At 43.0% G+C, this 19916-nt stretch carries 18 protein-coding genes; 16 read left to right on the plus strand and 2 right to left on the minus strand.

Annotated features, from left to right (window positions below; all coding sequences use genetic code 11):
- The first annotated feature begins 115 nt into the window (after positions 1–115).
- From DW793_RS07970 to DW793_RS15950, 5 genes are all read left to right on the plus strand, one after another.
- Positions 116–766, plus strand: a complete 651-nt coding sequence (locus DW793_RS07970; RefSeq protein WP_117877055.1) for a TIR domain-containing protein — start codon at positions 116–118, stop codon at positions 764–766.
- Between the two features lie 21 nt (positions 767–787).
- Positions 788–1660, plus strand: a complete 873-nt coding sequence (locus DW793_RS07975) for a macro domain-containing protein (RefSeq protein ID WP_147342180.1) — start codon at positions 788–790, stop codon at positions 1658–1660.
- Positions 1661–1772: 112 nt separating this feature from the next.
- A complete protein-coding gene (locus tag DW793_RS07980; protein ID WP_117877051.1) occupies positions 1773–2339 on the plus strand; it encodes a TIR domain-containing protein in 567 nt (188 codons plus the stop codon).
- A 696-nt stretch (positions 2340–3035) separates the two neighbouring features.
- Entirely contained in the window at positions 3036–3239 is a 204-nt protein-coding gene (locus DW793_RS07985) for a hypothetical protein (RefSeq protein ID WP_118157577.1), read from the plus strand.
- Complete coding sequence (locus DW793_RS15950; protein WP_118157578.1) at positions 3236–3463, plus strand: sigma-70 family RNA polymerase sigma factor; 228 nt, start codon at positions 3236–3238, stop codon at positions 3461–3463. The genes DW793_RS07985 and DW793_RS15950 overlap by 4 nt, the downstream gene beginning before the upstream one ends.
- Positions 3464–3645: 182 nt before the next feature.
- Here DW793_RS15950 and DW793_RS14615 read toward each other — a convergent pair whose 3' ends face one another.
- Positions 3646–3804 (minus strand): hypothetical protein, encoded by a 159-nt coding sequence (locus tag DW793_RS14615; RefSeq protein ID WP_181979935.1) that lies wholly within the window; start codon positions 3802–3804, stop codon positions 3646–3648.
- Positions 3805–3920: 116 nt separating this feature from the next.
- Between DW793_RS14615 and DW793_RS07995 the strand changes: the two genes are divergently transcribed.
- From DW793_RS07995 to DW793_RS08035, 10 genes are all read left to right on the plus strand, one after another.
- Positions 3921–4124 carry a hypothetical protein gene (locus DW793_RS07995; protein ID WP_117905928.1) on the plus strand — a complete coding sequence of 68 codons (204 nt, stop codon included), beginning with the start codon at positions 3921–3923 and terminating at the stop codon, positions 4122–4124.
- 1 nt (position 4125) lies between these two features.
- Positions 4126–4473 (plus strand): type II toxin-antitoxin system PemK/MazF family toxin, encoded by a 348-nt coding sequence (locus DW793_RS08000; protein WP_117864168.1) that lies wholly within the window; start codon positions 4126–4128, stop codon positions 4471–4473.
- Entirely contained in the window at positions 4466–4624 is a 159-nt protein-coding gene (locus DW793_RS14620; RefSeq protein WP_178182115.1) for a hypothetical protein, read from the plus strand. The genes DW793_RS08000 and DW793_RS14620 overlap by 8 nt, the downstream gene beginning before the upstream one ends.
- Before the next feature lie 12 nt (positions 4625–4636).
- A complete protein-coding gene (locus DW793_RS08005) occupies positions 4637–4750 on the plus strand; it encodes a DUF3789 domain-containing protein (protein WP_118157579.1) in 114 nt (37 codons plus the stop codon).
- A 72-nt stretch (positions 4751–4822) separates the two neighbouring features.
- Positions 4823–6367, plus strand: a complete 1545-nt coding sequence (locus DW793_RS08010; protein ID WP_118157580.1) for a recombinase family protein — start codon at positions 4823–4825, stop codon at positions 6365–6367.
- 106 nt (positions 6368–6473) lie between these two features.
- A complete protein-coding gene (locus DW793_RS08015) occupies positions 6474–7412 on the plus strand; it encodes a recombinase family protein (protein ID WP_118157581.1) in 939 nt (312 codons plus the stop codon).
- Positions 7351–8967, plus strand: a complete 1617-nt coding sequence (locus DW793_RS08020) for a recombinase family protein (protein WP_252969747.1) — start codon at positions 7351–7353, stop codon at positions 8965–8967. Before DW793_RS08015 ends, DW793_RS08020 begins: the two co-directional genes overlap by 62 nt.
- 59 nt (positions 8968–9026) lie before the next feature.
- Positions 9027–10130, plus strand: coding sequence for an amidoligase family protein (locus DW793_RS08025; RefSeq protein ID WP_118157583.1), 1104 nt, complete (start codon positions 9027–9029; stop codon positions 10128–10130).
- Positions 10131–10143: 13 nt separating this feature from the next.
- Entirely contained in the window at positions 10144–10647 is a 504-nt protein-coding gene (locus DW793_RS08030; RefSeq protein WP_117939024.1) for a gamma-glutamylcyclotransferase family protein, read from the plus strand.
- A gap of 13 nt (positions 10648–10660) precedes the next feature.
- Positions 10661–10930 carry a hypothetical protein gene (locus DW793_RS08035; RefSeq protein ID WP_118157584.1) on the plus strand — a complete coding sequence of 90 codons (270 nt, stop codon included), beginning with the start codon at positions 10661–10663 and terminating at the stop codon, positions 10928–10930.
- A 225-nt stretch (positions 10931–11155) separates the two neighbouring features.
- On the opposite strand, the gene DW793_RS08040 is transcribed toward DW793_RS08035, so the two are convergent.
- Entirely contained in the window at positions 11156–13906 is a 2751-nt protein-coding gene (locus DW793_RS08040; RefSeq protein WP_118157585.1) for a glycoside hydrolase family 3 protein, read from the minus strand.
- 236 nt (positions 13907–14142) lie between these two features.
- Here DW793_RS08040 and DW793_RS08045 point away from each other — a divergent pair, with 236 nt between their 5' ends.
- On the plus strand, positions 14143–19911 hold the full coding sequence (locus tag DW793_RS08045) for a DUF3320 domain-containing protein (protein WP_118157586.1): 5769 nt from the start codon (positions 14143–14145) through the stop codon (positions 19909–19911).
- Positions 19912–19916: the final 5 nt, after the last annotated feature.

Raw genomic sequence — 19916 nt, forward strand, 5'->3', positions numbered from 1 at the left:
TAAGCAGGTTTTGATAAATGCGTTTTGAACATAAAAAAACACAGTGAATTAGAGTCAATGATTTAATAGGGAACACTTAGTATCGGAATAAAATTTTTTAAATGGAGATGTTATTATGACATATGAAGAAGTAATTGAAAAAATCAGATCAACCACTAAAGTGTCTGTTGTATCCGTAAAAGATATTCAGCACGGAAAAAGTATAACGTTGTCAAACGGAAGTATTATAAACTGTTTTAATACAGGCAAACATAATGTTCAAGGAAGAAACACTGATGAAACTAAAGCTATTCTTGGTGAAACTGCTAAGCTTGGAAACAGAAAAATATTTGTTGTTTACGGTCATGATGATATTGCACGTACACAGCTTGAAGCATTGCTTCGCCGCTGGGATCTTGAGCCGATTATTCTTGATCAGCAGGCTTCAGGGGGACAAACCATAATCGAAAAGCTTGAAGAATACAGTCAAGAGGTTGGATATGCAATAGTTTTGGCAACTCCTGATGACGAAGGAAAATCCAAAAGCGAAGATAGTTACAAATCCCGTGTAAGGCAAAATGTAGTTCTTGAACTTGGAATGTTCCTTGCAAAATTGGGTAGAGAAAAGGTTGCAATTCTGCTTAAAGAAGATATAGAATTTGAAAAGCCTTCTGATATTCATGGTTTAATATATATTCCATTTGACAAGAAGGTGGATGAAGTTGCAATAAATCTCATAAGAGAACTTTCAAAGCAGGGCTATAATATTGACCCATTAAGGATTTGATTGACAAAGATGATTCGAAGAATGCTGACAATAATAAAAATCAACCTAAAATACATACTATCGAAATTCACAATAATCGCATCATCAGTTTTTGGATTGGCTTCAATCGTTCAACTATTTTTTGATTGGAATACAATCGGAATAGAAGACGATGATGTTAAGTGTAAGATAAAGGCTTTTACAGTGCTTTTGTTTATTTGTTTCCTTACAGCACTTGTCTGGGGACTGCATTCATCAAAAGAGGTAACAATACTATCTGAGGATGATGTTGAAATTATTGTAAGATATGATGATCTTATGAAGATAGCATTTCCCAAAAAACCTCAGACTGAAAGAATAGTCGTCATAGCAGTTAATTGTTGTTATGATACTGTTGTAAATGATGACATTATTCACGAAGGCTCTGTGCATGGTCAGTTTCTAAAAAGATTTGCTTATTCGGACGAAAAACGACAAGCTCTTGATGCTGAAATAGAAAGTTCCCTTAAAGCATTTGGCTATGAATATGAGGATATCGCTCTTAACGAAAAAAGAGAAGGAAAGCGAAAAAGATATCCTATGGGTTCAGTATCCCGAATAAAAGGCGAGAATGGAGTTACTTTTTTCTTGCTTGCTCTTACAGAATTTGATGTTGACTGTGTTGCTCATTGTGATAAGCATCAATACTTTGATTGTATTCTAAAATTGTTTGAGTATTATGACAAACATGGTCAAGGGAAGGAACTCTATCTATACCCTATGGGAACAGCCATGTCACGAACAGGGTTATCGAAAAAAGAAGCATTGGAGAGTATTGTTCTTTTAACCCAAATATCTAAAAACTATTTAAAATGCAAGACAACAATAATCGTTGATAAGAAGTGTAAAAACGAAATATCGATTACGGATTTATAACATGAACGTATGTCAGTGGGGGTTAAATTTCCCTATGATATTCTAAGTGGTTATCGCCTCCCTTGTTCATAGTTGTACGGTCGGTTGCCCCTTATTTAAAGGAGAAATCAGAATGGCTTATAGAAATGGTACATATATTGCATTTGACGGTCAGGGAAAGACTGATCCGACACAAAGTGATTTAAAATATCTTGGACTTCTCAGAAGTTGGGATAAGAATTCAAACTTTGATTTTCATTTTATTGATAGTCATAAGAAGACAGCAGCTGTTTTGGATTCAAGCTTGAGAAAAACGCTTGAAAATCGGCTGATGGAGAGAATGCGCAATTCAAAAAACATGCTTCTGGTACTTTCTGGTGAAACTAACTATAATAGAGGATTGCTTAATTTTGAAATAGAGAAAGCAGTTGACTTATATGAACTTCCTCTAATAATAGCATACACGGATTGTTCTCATGTTATTAATTATGATGACTACAGCATCAGATGGCCCAAAGTACTTGTAGATAGAGTCAATGATGGATCTGCAAACGCAATACACATTCCCTTTAAAAAGAAAGCTATAATTGAAGCACTAAACAGATTCTCAGTGAATAGCACAGGAAGTGATATTTTGAGGGGTCCGGATAATGTGTTTTCAAAAGAAGCATATGCACAGTGGGGATATTATTTCTCATAAATATATGATGATATAAAATGGAGGGAGCGTTATGATACAGCATTATTTGCTTATACGTCGTGAAGTATAAGACAAATAAAACTTCAGGAAATACTTGAAAATGAGGAGCTTCAGGGAAATGAAAAAGCCTTATTAACCTCTCTGTTGGATGCTGTTTTCTATTACTATGTTAAGTATCATAACCACGTTGACAATAGTTATAATGTCATGCAGCTGTATAAGCAATATTTTATGGGCTTTTATTCCCACTCTGATTCTTTGTTCTTCTTCAATGCTTTTAGATTCCATTTTCGAGAAACATTTATAACAGATTGAATCCGATGTACTGAACTCGTCACGTTTTTTCGTGCTCGCTGGAGAGCATCGGCAGGATAGATTCCTACACAAAAGGAGTCCATCTTGTCGGTGCTTTTTAATTTATAAATAAAATATTCAACGCCTGATATGCATTATGGCAGGGGATACAAAATATGACCGTTTTGCAGAGAATGCAAACAGCATATTTTGTGCCCTTTCTTTAGTACGCCCATTTTTCAGGCAAACAGAGTCTGTGTACTAAGTATGCAGGCTCGTTTTTTGTGTCCTCAGAAGAAAGGACACAATATGATTTTTACAACAAAGTGGCTGTGCATTATATCCAAATATCCGTAAGCCTTCGTTTTGATTCAAAACAAAAATCAAAACGGAGGAATATTAATGAGTAAAAATACATTGCGTGTCTATGACACCATAGCAAAGAAGTATGTTGAGGTTGAAGTCAGTGAAAACGTCAGAGTGGGATACAATCGAAGTCAGTGGAATATTGACGATAATGACAAGTCGTTCTATCAACATGAGATTCAGTTCTCAGCCTTATCGGAGGCATTGACGGAGCATTTGAGAACTTTCACGAATTTGTGACTGACAAAGATGTTACTGAACGAAATGTTATGCTGCATGCGGAATATGACAGACTGCATAGTTGTTTAGCATTGTTATCGGATGACGAGCGAAAATTAATTGAACTTATATATTTTAAAAACTTAACAATTGAAGAATGCGGAAAATATCTTGGTATTACTCACCAAGCTGTCAGCAAGAAAAGAAAGAGGATTTTGTGCAAACTCTACAAACTTTTAAAATAATCAAAAAAAATGGTTGCAAAAAGCGTTGCTTCTTCCCCTATACAAGCGGAATAAAAATCCGAAGTAGCTTGACAACCGAATATCAACTCTGCAAGTACGTTAATCACACGGTCGGTATGAAATCTCGGCAGCCAAATGAACCATGCGCGACGACCTCAAAAAGCGAGCGATAACCATGACGTTCAGACCTTTGGACAGCAACCAAAGTCGGCGATGAAACGTGTGAGGATAATGATACTTCCCAGTGAGGGCTGATATAGCGGGTGAGAGTCCCATGATGCGGTTACGCTGACCGCAGCTTGCAGAGTTCCGCCGTGACGGTCGTTGAGAACAAATATCACGGAAAATCGTCTGAAACTAACGAATCAGACGAAGGCAAAACGAAGTTATACGGCGGTTTGCGTTATAGCAGACCGCCATTTACATATTAAATTCACAAGAACAGGAGGCTGATAGTATGAATGATATATCAGAAGAAAAAGAAACGCCGAAGCTATTTGACTTTCAGCTAAAATCAAGTAAATTCGGCATTGATGTTAGAATCCCGTGCATAAAGCTTTCAGATAATCACCCATGCAAAGGCTGTGTGTGGTATGACAGGAATACCGACGTACTGTTTTGTCCGTTTCATAAGTGTGTAAGATACAGAAAAGGTGAATGAAATGCTGATTAAACGTGGAGATATTTTTTACGCAGATTTGAATCCCGTGGTCGGCTCAGAGCAAGGCGGTATTCGTCCTGTGCTGGTGGTACAGAATAATGTGGGAAACAGGCACAGCCCAACGATCGTGGTTCTTCCGCTTTCGACGGCAAAAAAGCATTATCTTCCCACTCATATTCATATCCGAGGTTCAAAAACATTGCCCAAGGATTCAATCGTGCTTGCGGAACAGATACGGACGATAGACAGATACCGATTGAAAAGTTACGTGGGTTCAGTTGATTTTGAACTTATGGAAAAAGTAGAAAAAGCGATGAAAATAAGTATAGGAGTTGATTTTGATGACTAAATTTGGACAAGCAGAATACAGCGATTTTATGGCGAGAGTATTTGCGGACAAGCTTGATGAAATTCTTGAAGCAGCCGACAAACAGAATTTTAACAGCAAAAATACGGAAGATATATACGGTCAGTTCCCGTCTTCAAGGGACGCAGCATAAGGGGGTTAAGAAATGTTAGGATTTATTATTGGATTGCTTGCAGGCGGTACAGCGGGAGTAATCACAATGTGTCTTTGCACTGCGGCAAAGCAGACAGATGAAAATATGTCAAATTCGGACAAGTAATTTTGTCGGGTTTGGTAATACCATTCTGAAAAGATTTGTGGTATTCTTGTTGGTTGAAAGGAGAGTGAGAAAATGCCGACAGTAACGGTTATACAGCCGACAATAGCAGAAGAAAAAGCAGTCAAGATACGTTGTGCCGCATATTGCCGAGTATCAAGCGATTCCGAAGATCAGCTTAATTCCTTTATGGCTCAGACAAGGTATTACAGTCAGTTTTTTGAGGATTCGGAAACAGAGGAACTCATCGACATATATGCTGACGAGGGTATCACAGGAACCCGTGAGGACAAGCGTGACGAGTTTCAGCGAATGATAAAAGACTGCCGAAAGGGTAAAATCGACAGAATTTACACCAAGTCCATAAGCCGCTTTGCCCGAAATACAAGGGATTGTCTGAAGAACGTAAGAGAATTGAAATCCCTTGGAATTACGATATATTTTGAGAAAGAGAATATTGATACCGCTAACATGACTGACGAAATGATGATAACAATTATGGGCGGTTTGGCGCAGGAGGAATCGACGTCCATTTCGCAGAATATGCAATGGAGCATAAGGAAACGTATGGCTAATGGAACATATATAGTATCCCATGTTCCATACGGATATATGAAATCTGGGGGGAAAATGATTGTAAATCCTAGAGAAGCTGAAATTGTAAAGCGCATATATGAAGATTTCTTGAATGGAAAAGGACTCCTGCGGATAAGTAATGACCTTAATGCAGGGGGTATTCCAAAAAACTCAAAAGGCGAACCTTGGAACAAAAATGTTGTACGGTATGTACTGACAAATGAAAAATATATTGGGGACTGTCTTTGGCAAAAGAAATTTACCGAGAATGTATTCCCTTTCAGGAAAAGCAAAAATCAAGGTCAGGTGGACAGCTACTATATAACCGACGCTCACGAGCCGATTATATCAAGAGAGGACTTTACAAAGGTTCAAACGCTTTTAAAACAGCGCGGCGAATATTACGGTAATACCGAATTTAAGCAGTATCCGTTAACTATGAAAATTTTCTGTGATAATTGCGGAAAAATATATAGACGCAAAAACATAAATGGAAAAATTTATTGGGTATGCCGAACGCATGATAACAGAGCAAAAGATTGTCCGAATAAGGCAATAGCTCAGAAATTGATCTATATTTCATTTATCAGATTATGCAATAAGCTGTGGTACAACTACAAGCAAATTCTTGTACCTCTCCAAACGTCGTTACAGGATTTAAAGCTGAAAAGATTCAGCGGAAACACCAATGTTATGGATATTCACAAAGAAATCGCAAAACTTAAGGAGCAGACCCATGTACTCGCAAGGCTGAAAACAAAAGGATTTCTGGACGAGGCTAAGTATATTGAACAGACTACGGAGCTTACAGCTAAAATCAATAAGCTGCAAGTTGAGCTGAAGAAGCTTTCACGTTCCGACGATGAGGATGAAACGCTTGAACAGATAGAAATGCTGTTCGACTTCTTTGAAAAGCGAGATAAGCCGATAACCGAGTTTGAGGAATCTACGTTTGAGAGTATCGTTGAGAAGATCGTGGTAATAGATCAGCATGAGCTGGAGTTTCACTTGATTGGCGGATTGAAGTTCAAAGAAAATATATAACAGAAAATGCCTTGCAGTAAAATTGCAGGGCATTTCTTTGTTAGTTTTGGCACTGGATTTCCGCAGAATTTTGTGGTATCCTTGTTGGTTGAAAGGAGTGATATCAATGGCAAGAAACAGAGTAATCCCCTTCGGCTACTGCATGAAAAACGGCGAAATAACTACCAATCCAAAAGAAGTTTACGCAGTTGAAGAAATTTTTAGAGAATATCTGAATGGCAGCAGTTTTCTGCAAATCGCAAAGTTGATGGAGTCTGAAAAAATCAGGTACAGCGAGGATTCCGACCGTTGGAACAAAAATATGGTCAAGCGGATAATCGAAAATGAGAAATATCTCGGAACTGACAAATATCCGCAGATAATTGATGAGGATATTTTCAAGCGAGCAAATGAAAAGCGGGTACAGAAAGCTACTACGCTTAATCTGGTATGCGATGATTTACAGGGAATCAGAAAGGTTACATACTGCCTTGAATGCGGAGAAAAGCTTTTCAGAAGAACTAACGGCAAAGGACGTGAATATTGGAACTGCGGAAATCCCGATTGCTTTAAATATGAATATCGACTGACAGATCAAATGATAATAGGTGCAGTGCTGACCGTTTTAAACACTGCTATTGCAAATCCCAGCCTATTAGAGTACGGCGGCGAAATAAGCGTGTATTCCCCTACTGTCGATGTTATCCGTCAGCAGAATGAGATAAACCGGATGACAGATTCTGCTCAAATAGATTTTGACAGAGTGAAAGCTGAGATTTTCAGGCTTGCCGAGCTGAAATACGATTGCTGTACTTACAATGACAGTCCGCAGAAAACAGCGGAAATCAAGGCTCTGCTTGAAAATCACGAACAATTAAATACGCTCGATATTGGCTTATTTAAGTCCTGCGTAAACAGGATTTTGATAAGCCATTTTTGTACCATAGAGGTTGAATTAATCAACGGCACACGCATCCAAAACATATCAGAAAGGAATGAGAATTGTGTCAACCGCATCGAATGTAACGATAATTCCTGCCAAAGCGCAGACTGCGGAGAATCGTGACAAGTATCACCAGCTTCGTGTTGCTGCATACTGCCGTGTAAGTACAGAGCAAGAGGAGCAGCAAAACAGCTATCAGGTTCAGATCGCATATTACACAGACTTGATAAATCGCAAAAAAAAATGGACACTTGCAGGAATTTTTGCTGACGAAGGTATCAGCGGTACTCAGACAAAAAAGCGTACCGAATTTAATCGCATGATCCGTATGTGCAAAAACAAGAAAATTGATTTAGTGATCACAAAATCCATAAGCCGATTTGCCCGAAATACTGTAGATTGCCTCGAATATGTCAGACAGCTTAAAGACTTGGGGATAGGCGTTGTTTTTGAAAAGGAAAATATAAACACGCTGACAATGACAAGCGAGTTTATGATAGCTCTGTACGGCAGTTTTGCACAGGCGGAATCGGAGTCAATAAGCAAAAATGTAAGCTGGGGCAAAGAAAAGGCTTTCCGTGAGGGCAAGGTACAGTTTCAGTATAAATATCTTCTCGGCTACAAAAAAGGGGCTGACGGCAAGCCCGAAATTGTACCTGATGAAGCTGAAACAGTAAGACTGATTTACACGCTGTACCTTGACGGATACACGCTTTTAAATATCGCAGATACGCTTATGGCTCAGGGCAGAAGGACGGCTACAGGCAAAAATATCTGGAGTAAAGGCGAGGTTCAGCGGATTCTGAAAAACGAGAAATATGTCGGCGACGCACTTCTGCAAAAGACTTTCACGGTGGACTGCATAACTCACAAAGTGGTGAAAAATAACGGAGAGCGACCGATGTATCTGGTTACTGACCATCACGCTCCGATAGTTGACCGTGACACGTTCAACCGAGTACAGCAGGAGCTTGCAAGGCGAACTTCCAAGCGTAAAATCAGTGATAAAACCAAAACTGAGCAAGGCAAATACAGCGGAAAATATGCGTTATCAGAGCTGTTGATATGCGGTCACTGCGGAACTCCATACAGACGCAGGGTGTGGTCAAGAAACGGCAAAAAGCAGGTGGTCTGGCGGTGCATAAGCCGTTTGGAACACGGCAAAAAGTACTGCCCCGATTCACCTACGATAAAAGAAGAACAGCTACACCAAGCGATAATTCGGGCGATAAACAATTACTATTCCTGCCGAAATGATATTGCAAGGATTTTAAAAGCGAATATTGGTTCGGTGCTTGAATGTCAAGGTCAGGAGGAAATTTTAGCTGCCGAAAAAAGGCTTAGGGAAATCGACCAAGCAAGAAATGATTTAGTCAATTTGATAGCCTCCGGCGGCTGCGACGAGGACAAGCTTGACAGTGAATTTGAAAAGCTTTATGCGGAAGAACAGCAGTTGAGCGAACGTCTTGAAAATCTGAAATTGCAGAACAAAACTTCAGAAGGAACACAGGCGAAACTTGATGAAATTATGGATATGATAGAGCATGAAAAGTTTGAGTTGGAAACCTTTGATAATGTGCTGATACGCAAATTAATCGAGTGCATAAAAGTACTGAGTAAGACCGAAATATTGGTGATTTTCAAGGGCGGATACGAAGTTAGAACGGAAATTGAATAACGATTAAATTTACGGCTTGCGGAGAAATCTGCAGGCTGTTTTTGTTGGGAGGCGGTTATTTGGCAGGCAATTTTGATGGGATAAAGACAAGAAATTTTGGCATTGAGATAGAAATGACAGGCTTAACTCGCTGTCAGGCGGCAAAAGCGCTTTCAGGTGTTCTGGGAGGAGAGGTTGTCCATGAGGGTGGCACTTATGATAAATATACGGTTAAAGATATTAAAAGCAGGGATTGGTCTATTGTGTACGACGGAAGTATCAACTGTTACAATGCAAACGGCGACCGAGCTTCCAAATCCTACAGTGTGGAAATGAATTCTCCTGTTCTTGAATATGGGGATATTCCGCTTTTGCAGGAGGTTGTACGAGCTCTTAGAAAAGCGGGCGGAGTAACAGGTCCGAGATATTGTGCAGGCACGCATATACACATTTCGGCAGACGATTACACTCCGCAGCAGATACGCAATCTTGTAAATATTTTTGCAAGTAAGGAGGACTTTCTGTGGGACGCTTTGCAGGTTTCTTCTGCTCGTGAATCCTACTGTCACAAGATGGATAAGCAGTTCATCGAGGAAATTAACCGAAAAAAGCCTAAAGATATGGAAGAAATAAAGGGACTTTGGTATCACGGCAGAATGAGCGAACAGTTTCAGCATTACTCAAATAGCCGATATGTTATCTGCAATCTGCACTCATTCTTTCAGCATGGTCATTACGAGATAAGGGCATACAACGGAAGTCTTCATGCCGGTGAGGTAAGAAGTCAGATAGTTCTTGCGCTTGCCATAAGCAATGCGGCAATGACTAAGAAATACTGTTCTCCGCGCATTTCACAAAGCGATAATATGCGGTACAGCTTTCGTGTATGGCTTTTGAATCTTGGACTTATCGGAGATGAGTTCAAGAATTGCAGAACGCATTTGCTAAAACATTTGGATGGCGATATTGCATGGCGGCACCCGGAGGACGGAATAGCCGCAAGAGCAAAGCTGAAAGAAAAACGTGAAGCTGAACGGCAAGCCGCCCGTGGGCAGCGTGTCGAGCCTGTAAGCGAGGTTCAGGAGTTAAACGAAAATGTATCCGATGAAAATTCAGAGCCGACAGAGAGCGAATGTGAGAACTTTGAAGAAGATGAAGAAATGGGCATGGAAATGTCAATGTGATCGGAGGTAGAGAATGAAAAATAAACAGTTATATATTGCATATGGAAGCAATATAAATTTGGAGCAAATGGCATACAGATGTCCACATTCAAAGGTTGTAGGAACATCAGAAATCAAGGATTATGAATTAGAGTTCAGGGGCGTTGCAACAATCGTTCCGAATAAGGGTGCAAGAGTTCCCGTTCTGATATGGGAGCTTGACGAAAGGGATTTGCCTACTCTTAACAAATACGAAGGCTACCCCAGTTTCTACAGGCAGGAAAAAATGACCTTTGAAATGGACGGAAAAACCTACGAAGGTATGGCATATCTGATGAATCGTGGGACAATTTCTCCACCGAGTCAGCAGTATTACAACACGATTTTGCAGGGATACAGAGAAAACGGTTTGGACGAGAAATATCTTCAAACAGCTCTTGAAAATTCTCAGCAGCTTGAGTATTACGTGAATGATGAATTCGATGAGGATTTTGATGATGATTACGACCTTGACGATGATATGCAGATGAGATTTTAAGGAGAGTGGTTGAATGAAATACAATGGTTTTTATGTGAAAATATCTCCCGATACTGATCTGCATCGGGAGGATAAGGACGGTAATGATGTTCGCTGTAACGGGTTTACAGTTGAAGTCTTTGCAGATAAGTCCGAAAAGCTTGAGATTGATGTTTTTTCGGCGGCGGTGGATTTTGAACTGCTGGAAGACAGTCTTGAAGAAGTGGAACAATTTGCTAAGGATTATATTGACTGTGAGGAGAAGGAATACCGTAGAATGAGTGATGAGTTCAATGAACATTGACCGGTAGAAATAATTTTTAATCGGAATGGTCATAATTTATCTCGTTTTAGATATGCATCCATTTGGTATCAGCAAGACAGTTTCAGGACTATCATTCGATAGTCCTTTTTTCATGCCCAGATCACCCACAAATACCACAAAAAGATCGGTCAGTAATCCCATTTGGGATCTACTGACCGATCTTGCTGTTTATTCACTTGCACAAAACATAACGCTAGCCTTAAATCAACGTTTCTCGTCCGTCAGCTCAAACCTGATACTGTGCAGGTCAAGCCCATTCTGTGCAAAGTATATCCTGAAAGTTGTGAAGCGTGAGAACATAGGCGTTTTCTTTTCCATTGAAACGGCCTTTCCACCTGTGCCATTAAAAGTGAACGTACCCACCGCAGTTCCCATGCTGAACAGCGTCATAGGTATCTGCGCAAGCTCACTCTGCGTAGAGCTTGCCGTGACTATCACCCTGTAAATACCGAAGTTTGACAAGTCAAGAGCAAAGCTGTAGGAAGTGCCTTTCTTTGTGTCAACATCACTAAGGTCAAGAGTTATGTCACGGTCTACCTTATAAAACTGCACAGGCTTGTCGTCCTCCTGCTCCTCGTCCTCTCGGTTTATCACCTTGACAGTATCTCCAATACCCTCCGCACGCTTAAGAGCATTAGTGTGAAGAAGGAATCCGCATATGTTCGCCGCATTTCTCTGAAGCTCACACCTCTCTATACCGCCATTTTCAAGGGCAGCAAGCGTGTTGTCGTCATTCTTTTCTCCGTCAGGACAAACCATGTAAACATCGTTCTGCGCCCTAGCCATAGCCGCAAGATCCGTCTTGTCAGGCTCTTTTCCACGAACGTTTATGTTCGCCCACCAGTCCGTCATGGTGAAGCCCTTGAAGCCCCATTCCTCACGAAGTATCACTGTGTTAAGGTCAAAGTTTCCTGCCGTCCACAAGCCGTTTACTCTGCCATATGTGGTCATAACAGAGGAAGCTCCTCCCTCTTTTACCGCTATCTCAAAACCCTTTAGATATATCTCCCTGAGTGCTCTTTCCGATACCACCGAGTCGATAAAATGCCTGTTTGTCTCACGATTGTTCGCACAGAAGTGCTTTATCGTACCTGTCACTCCTGCACCAGCCATGCCCTTTAACTCAGCCGACGCCATTTTGCCCGTAAGAAAAGGATCTTCCGAGAAATACTCAAAGTTTCTGCCGTTCAAAGGGTGTCTGTGAATGTTCATTCCGGGACCAAGCAGACAATCCACCTTGTTAGCCGCCATTTCAAGCCCCATAAAAGCGAAAAGCTCACTTGTAAGCTCCTTGTTGAACGAAGAAGCTATCATCGTACCGTTCGGCAAGCTGAAAGCCTTTGTGCCGCAGTCAAGCCTCATACCCGACGGACCGTCCGAACAGCAGCCCGCAGGTATGCCAAAGCCATTGAGATTTTCCGACACTCCCCCGAACGCCGAAGCCGTGCCAGCCGTGACCCTAGGGCTTCCCATGCCCTCGCCCCTTATAATGCAGGAAAGGTCATAGTCTGAAAGCTGTGCAATAAATTCGTCCATTGTGTTCTTGCCGTTCTTAACGTCCCAAAGCTTTATGCCCTTGTCACCGGTGTATGCTATCTCTTTCGGAAGCTTCTCCAAACGCCTTGCACTTTCGTCTACCTCAGATACAGGAACAGCCTCTCTGCCAATGCTGAAAGCTCCGCCCTCGCAAACAGGCTTTATCCTCTCAAAACTCTCCACAGGAGCAAGCGCCTGAGTGAGCCTTTCTGTTACCAGATCCTCACCCTGCTCAAAACTGCAAGCATATTCCGCACTTCTCACGTCACTGCCCACATAGAATTTATATTCCCCTGCTTCAAGCACATAGCATGACTTGTTGCCCGTCACGCCCGAATCGTCATAAGAAGCAAGCTTTGCGATATCCACTGCTATCTCAACCACCTGCTCTTCCTGTGGTACAAGCTCCCTGGTCTTTTCAAAGCCGCAAAGCACTCTAGCCGCCTTGCCGAGTTTGCCCTGCGGAGCTTCGCAGTAGACCTCTATTACCTCTTTGCCCTTGTAAGAACCGATATTTTTCACCGATACAGAAAGCTTCACAGCCCCCTCTGTTATCTCAGCCTTTTCCGTCTTTATCTCAAACTCAGTGTATGAAAGACCAAATCCGAACGGATAAAGCACCTTTTCTTTAGCAAAAGTCTCAAAATAGCGATATCCCACATAAATATCCTCAGCGTAAATATCCCTGTTTTTCTCCCTGCCGAAATTAGCGTCCGAAGGGTAGTCCGACGCCTTGTATGCGATAGTGTCAGGAAGCTTTCCGCTTGGGCTGACCTTTCCTGTCAAAACGTCCGCTGTACCCTTTCCGCCTGTCATTCCCCCCTGCCAAACATAAAGCACAGCATCAGGGGCAATTCTGTTTATGTCGGTCATATCGATGATATTTCCCACGTTGAGAAGCAAAACAACTTTTTTGAAATGCTCCCTCACCACCGTGAGCATAGCTATCTCGTCATCGCTTAGCAAATAAGAGCCTGCCTCCAGCCTGTTGTCCTGCTCCTCGCCTGCCGTCCTGCCTATTATCACAATGGCAGTTTCACAGCTTTTTGCAGTTTCTTTGACAAGTCCCTCGTCAAGTGGCATCTCTTTCTGCGACCAAGGCTCTCCGCCCCAGCCCTCGCCTAAGTCGAATGGGTTTTCCTTGTCCCATTTTCTGTATGTGTCAAGAAGTTTCTCATTGACCTTTACGCCATTATCAATAAGCCCGTCCAGAATGTTCACTACCTTAGTAACGTTCACCATTCCTCCCGAGCCTGTTCCGCTTTTATAATAATGAAACTGTATGCGTCCGAAAACAGCCACCTCTTTGTCTGTATCAAGTGGCAGAGCATTATTATCATTTTTGAGCATAACGATTCCCTCAGAAACCATTTTCGCCGCAGTATCAAGATATTTGTTCCAATCAAGTATTCTTTCCATAGCTTTCACCTTTCCAAATTTTCTATTGAATTTCAAAGTGTATTATAGCACAACCCTCCCACCTATTCAATAAAGATACTATGAACAATGGGTTTACTTTTTATATAGCATATCCTGTCCTCAGGAAAAATATTGCACAATGTGTTTGTTTGTGCTATAATGAGTATATATGACTGCACCGCACGCTTCTTGTTCGGTGTTCTTTATTAAAAAAATTATTGTCGGAGGGGTTAAAAGTGGATAATATCGTCACTGTCGGCGGACACATAAACGCATCTATAAACTTTGCCATGCAGCAAAACTATGTCCCTGTCATAAGAAGTCTTGTAGTAAACAACAACTCAGAGGAAGTCCTTGAGAATATCGGACTTAAAATAACCTTTGAGCCTGAGTTTGCAAAGGAATTTACATATTATATCGGCTCTATCCCCGCAAAAAGTTCTGCCGAGATATCCCCCGTGAGAATATCTACCAACACAGATCTTCTTTTCTCTCTTACAGAAAAAATGGTGGGCAATATCACCATTGAGGTGCTTCAAAAGGGTGAAAATATCTTCACCTATCAGAACACTATAGAGCTTCTCGCCTGCGATCAGTGGAGTGGTTTGAACATAATGCCTGAGATGATAGCCGCATTTGTTACGCCAAATCACCCTGCGCTCTCCCCAATCATTCATGAAGCTTCCACGTTCCTGAAAAAGTGGAAGGGCGACCCCTCTTTCACAGGCTATCAGACCAACAACCCAAACAACGTGAAGCTTCAAATGGCAGCAATTTTTGCCGCCCTCGTCCAGCAGAAAATAGTCTACAACGATCCCCCTGCAAGCTATGAAGTCATAGGTCAGAGGATACGCCTGCCGCATAAGGTCTTGGAGCAAAAAATGGGCACTTGTCTTGACCTTGCGGTGCTTTATGCCGCCTGCCTTGAAGCGGTGGGACTTCACCCTCTGCTGTTTTTCATGACAGGTCACGCATTCTGCGGCTGTTGGCTTGAAAACGAAACTTTCGCAGATTGTTGCGTTGACGATGTTTCCGCCATTGAAAAGCGCATTGCGGAAAATGCCGAAGAAATGCTCCTTGTGGAGTGTACAGACTTTGTTGACAGCAACGTTCACGATGTCGAGCGTTTCGACCATGCCATGAAACACGGCAAAGACCATATAAGCAACATGGAATTTCAGTGCGTCATAGACATTATCCGCACCCGTGGAAGTGGCATAAGACCTATCCCACTGCGTCCCGAGCAAACCTATTCAGGTATGCAGCTTGCAGAAGGATCCGACAAGCCAAAAGAGATTCTCGCCCCCTCCGAGCTTAACAGCTCGCTTCTTGGCAAAGTGGCAGAGGGCAACGATAAGCCCGTCACAAAAATGCGCATATGGGAAAGAAAGCTCCTTGATTTCAGCCTGCGAAATTCTCTTTTGAACTTCCGTGTCACAAAGAACACCATGCAGCTTATGACCGCAGACCTTGGAAAGCTTGAGGACGAGCTTGCAAGCGGAAGTGACTTCCGTATCATGGAAATACCTACCGAGTGGACAGTTTCCACTCGTGACGCAAAAATATTCGCTATCGAGAACGAAAAGGACCTTGTGACAAATATCGCCGAGAACGAGTTCAAAAACAACCGCATAAGAACTTTCCTCAGCGAAACTGACCTTGACTCTGCCCTGAAAAACCTCTACCGCTCTGCAAAGGTGAGCATGGAGGAAAACGGCAGCAACACCCTTTTCCTCGCCCTGGGACTTCTCCGCTGGTATGAAAGCGACCTTTCCGAAAAGCCACGCTATGCCCCTTTGGTGCTTATCCCTATAGATATCGTCCGCAACACACGCAATAAGGGCTATATAATAAGGAGCAGGCAGGAAGAAACTCAGATAAACGTCACGCTTCTTGAATATCTCCGACAAGATCACGGCATAAGTATCACAGGTCTTGACCCTCTACCACTTGACGAACACGGCATTGACCTGCCCCTTGTTTTCAATACTATCCGTCAGGCGGTCATGGGCAAAAAGCGTTGGAACATTGAGGAATATGCCTTTATAGGTCTGTTCTCGTTCAGCCAGTTCGTAATGTGGAACGACCTTCGCAACCGCTCAGAGGAGATAAGCCAAAACAAGGTGGTGTCCAGCCTTATGGCTGGCTCTCTCACCTATGCCCCCGAGGATATAAGCATAACCCCTGAGAATATAGATTCCGACCTTGACCTTGAAAACATGGCAGTGCCAATGAGCGCAGACTCCTCACAGCTTGCCGCCATTGCCGCATCAGGAAACGGCCAAAGCTTTGTTCTCCACGGTCCTCCGGGAACAGGAAAATCTCAGACTATCACAAATATGATAGCAAACGCACTCTATAATGATAAAAGCGTGCTGTTCGTTGCAGAAAAAATGGCAGCCCTCAACGTGGTGCAGAAACGTCTTGCAAACCTAGGGCTTGACCCGTTCTGCCTTGAACTCCACTCCAACAAGACAAACAAGACCACTGTCCTTGCAGAGCTTGACAAAGCCCTTGAAGTGGGCAAAATAAAATCTCCCGAGGAGTATTCAGCCGAAGCCGCAAGGCTCAAAGCTCAGAAAGCCCAGCTCAACGATACCATAACCGCACTTCACGAAAAGCGTAACTGTGGTGTGGCCCTTTATGAAGCTATATCAGCCTATGAGCGCAGTATATCCGAAAAAGACAAAATATCAGTTTCAAAAGATATCTTCACAAACATAACAAAGGAAACTCTCGACCGTTTCAGCGACCTTGTGCATAGATATTCAATAGCCATAGCCGAAACAGGCGACTTTGCCGACTTCCCACTTAAAGATATCGGCATTACATCATATTCTATGGAACAGCGTGACAAGTTCCACACTGAAGCCGCCGACCTTGCCCAAAAAGCCGCCGCTTCCTCTCAGTGCGCACAAACTCTCGCACAGGCTTATAGCTACAGCGGCGACCTTGACAAGACAGCAGTAAAAATGCTTTCCCACATATACAAAGCTTCCACCGCTGACGGTGAACTTCTTGACGGACTTCTCTGCGCACCTCACTATGATATCACCCTGCAAAAGATCAAAGATACTCTTGCCGTAGGGAAAGAGTATACCGCTCTCTGCACCGATATCCTCAGCCATTTTGAAAAAAGCATTTTTGACCTTCCTGCGTCAGAATCGAAAATGCTCTATAAGCAGGCAGAGCAAAGCTGGTTCCTGCCAAAAGCCATGAAGCTTGGAAAGCTCACAAAGGGAATAAAGCTCCACGCCAAAGACCCTGCTTCCGTTACAAAAGCAAACCTTGGTGAAATTCTCGATAAGCTTTGCACCATAAGCGAAAAGAAAGACTTTCTACGAAGCCTGCCGTCAGATGTAACAGCGCTTCTCACAGGTATTTACATGAACGAGCAGACCGATTGGAATGTCCTTGAAAAAGCCGTTTCAAAAACCGACAGCATTATGAATGCCATTAAGCAGAAAGCGGGTGCTGACCCTGCACAAATGGCTCAGACTATCGGAAAAGCAAACTGCACTTCTGAAGGACAGGCTCTCTCCTCGTTCCTTGAAAAGCTTTCAGCCTTTGAGGACAGCTTCTCAGCCAACATGACCGCCATAGAAGCAAGTGCAAATTGGCTTGACTTATCTGCAGAAAAGCTTAATACCTATGCCGAAAACGCCGATAAGCTTAGATACGCCGCCCAGTTCAACAGCGTTGACAAAGAGCTTTCCGACAACGGACTTTCAGGTGTCAGCGATAGCTACCGCACAGGCAATGTTGACAGCGAAAACGTAGAAAAAGCGTTCTCCTGCACGCTAAACTATCAGCTTGCACTTATGATAATAAACAGCGATAAACGTCTTAGCCAGTTCAGCAGTAACAGTGCAAACGACCTTATCACACAGTTTAAAGACACTCTCGATAAATTCTCACGCCTGACTATACAGGAACTTTTGGCTCGTCTTTCCGCAAAAATACCTGCCCAAGGCTCAGCCTGCGCTTCCACCTCTGAAATGGGCATACTCAAACGTGCCATAAAGAGCAACGGCAGAATGATGTCACTTAGAAGCCTTTTCGATAAGATACCAAATCTTCTCCGCAAGCTCTGCCCTTGTATGCTCATGAGTCCCATATCAGTTGCACAGTATATAGACCCCTCGTTCCCTAAATTCGACCTTGTTATCTTTGACGAAGCTTCACAGCTTCCCACAGCCGAAGCCGCAGGCACTATTGCAAGGGGCGAGAACGTTGTTATTGTGGGCGACCCTAAACAGCTCCCGCCAACAAACTTCTTCTCCTCAAATCGGATAGACGAAGAAAACAGCGAAAAAGAAGACCTTGAAAGCCTCCTTGACGATTGCCTTGCTATCTCCATGCCGCAGCAGTATCTCAAATGGCATTATCGTTCACGCCACGAGAGCCTTATAGCCTACAGCAACATGAAATACTATGACAATAAGCTTCTCACATTCCCGTCCCATAACGACCTCATTTCAAAGGTGAGCATTATCCACCCGGAGGGTCACTATGACAAGGGCAGAACAAAGCAGAACAAGGCGGAAGCAAGAGCCGTTGTTGACGAGATAATAAGACGAATGAGCGATGAAAAGCTCCGTAATGACAGCATAGGTGTTGTAACATTCAGCTCCGTTCAGCAAAATCTCATTGACGATATGCTCTGCGAAGAGTGGGCAAACCACCCTGAGCTTGAAGAGCTTGACAGAAAGTCACCGGAGCCGGTCTTCATCAAAAACCTTGAGAACGTTCAGGGCGACGAACGTGACGTTATACTCTTCTCCATCGGCTATGGTCCTGACGAAAAGGGACAAGTTTCAATGAATTTCGGCCCTCTCAACCGTGACGGCGGCTGGCGAAGACTTAATGTAGCAATATCCCGTGCAAGAAAAGCCATGATAGTCTACTCTGTCCTCCGTCCTGAGCAAATAGACCTTTCAAGAACACGTTCCGAGGGCGTTGCAGGACTTAAAGGCTTCCTGGAGTTTGCCGAGCGTGGAAAGCTTGCCGTAACAGCCCACAGCACCACAAAAAGCACAAGCGACAGCACGGTAACAGAGTGTATCGCAAAAGCCATAAAAGAGCTTGGCTATGGGGTGAAATGCAACATCGGAAGCTCCGAGTTCAAAGTTGATATCGGCATAATCGACCCTGACAACGAAAAGGAGTATCTCTTGGGCATACTCCTTGACGGTGAAAACACTCTCCACAGCTCAACCGCACAGGACAGATTTATCCTACAGCCAAGTGTGCTTAACGGTCTTGGCTGGAATATCCTGAGAGTGTGGACGCTCGATTGGTTTGACGATAAGGACCGAGTTCTGGGAAACATAAAAGCCGCCATAGACAGCGCACCAAAGCATGAAGCCGAAACCGCTCCCGCCTCAAAGCCTGCCGTCTATGCCACAGCGCAGTTTGAAAGAGAAGAAGCTTCCAGCCTCACATCAGCCTTTGCACAGCCCTATGTGACCGCAGATATTGGCATAATGGGTACATCTGATGACTTTTATAAACCCGAAAACAAGCAGAAAATAAGGGAAACAGCCGAAAAGATAATCGCTGTCGAAGCACCAATAAGCGAGAAGCTTTTCATGAGAAAAGTTTTCACCGCATGGGGCATAACACGAAGCGGCTCAAGAGTGGAAAGCGTCTTTGCCGATGCCGCACAAGGCGTTTCACCATTCGCCACAGCCGATGAAAACAGAGTTTTCCTTTGGAAAGAGGGTCAATCCCCTGAAAGCTATTCTATCTATCGCACAAGCGACGATACCAACAAGCGAAGCATGGAGGATATCCCCTCCGAGGAGATAATAAACGCCGTGAAAAAAGTGCTTTGCCAGCAGATAAGCCTTTCAGAAGCCGACCTCGTAAGAGAAACAGCCAAGAAATTCGGCTACACAAGAGCTGTAGGCATAACGGAGAGCGTAATAAGCTACACCCTGAAAAAAGCTCTCACCGCAGGTCTTATCAAAAAATCAGAAAGCGGAAACATCTCCGCAAAATAATACGC

This window comes from Ruminococcus sp. AM31-15AC, from assembly GCF_003462045.1.
GTDB lineage: Bacteria > Bacillota > Clostridia > Oscillospirales > Ruminococcaceae > Hominimerdicola > Hominimerdicola aceti.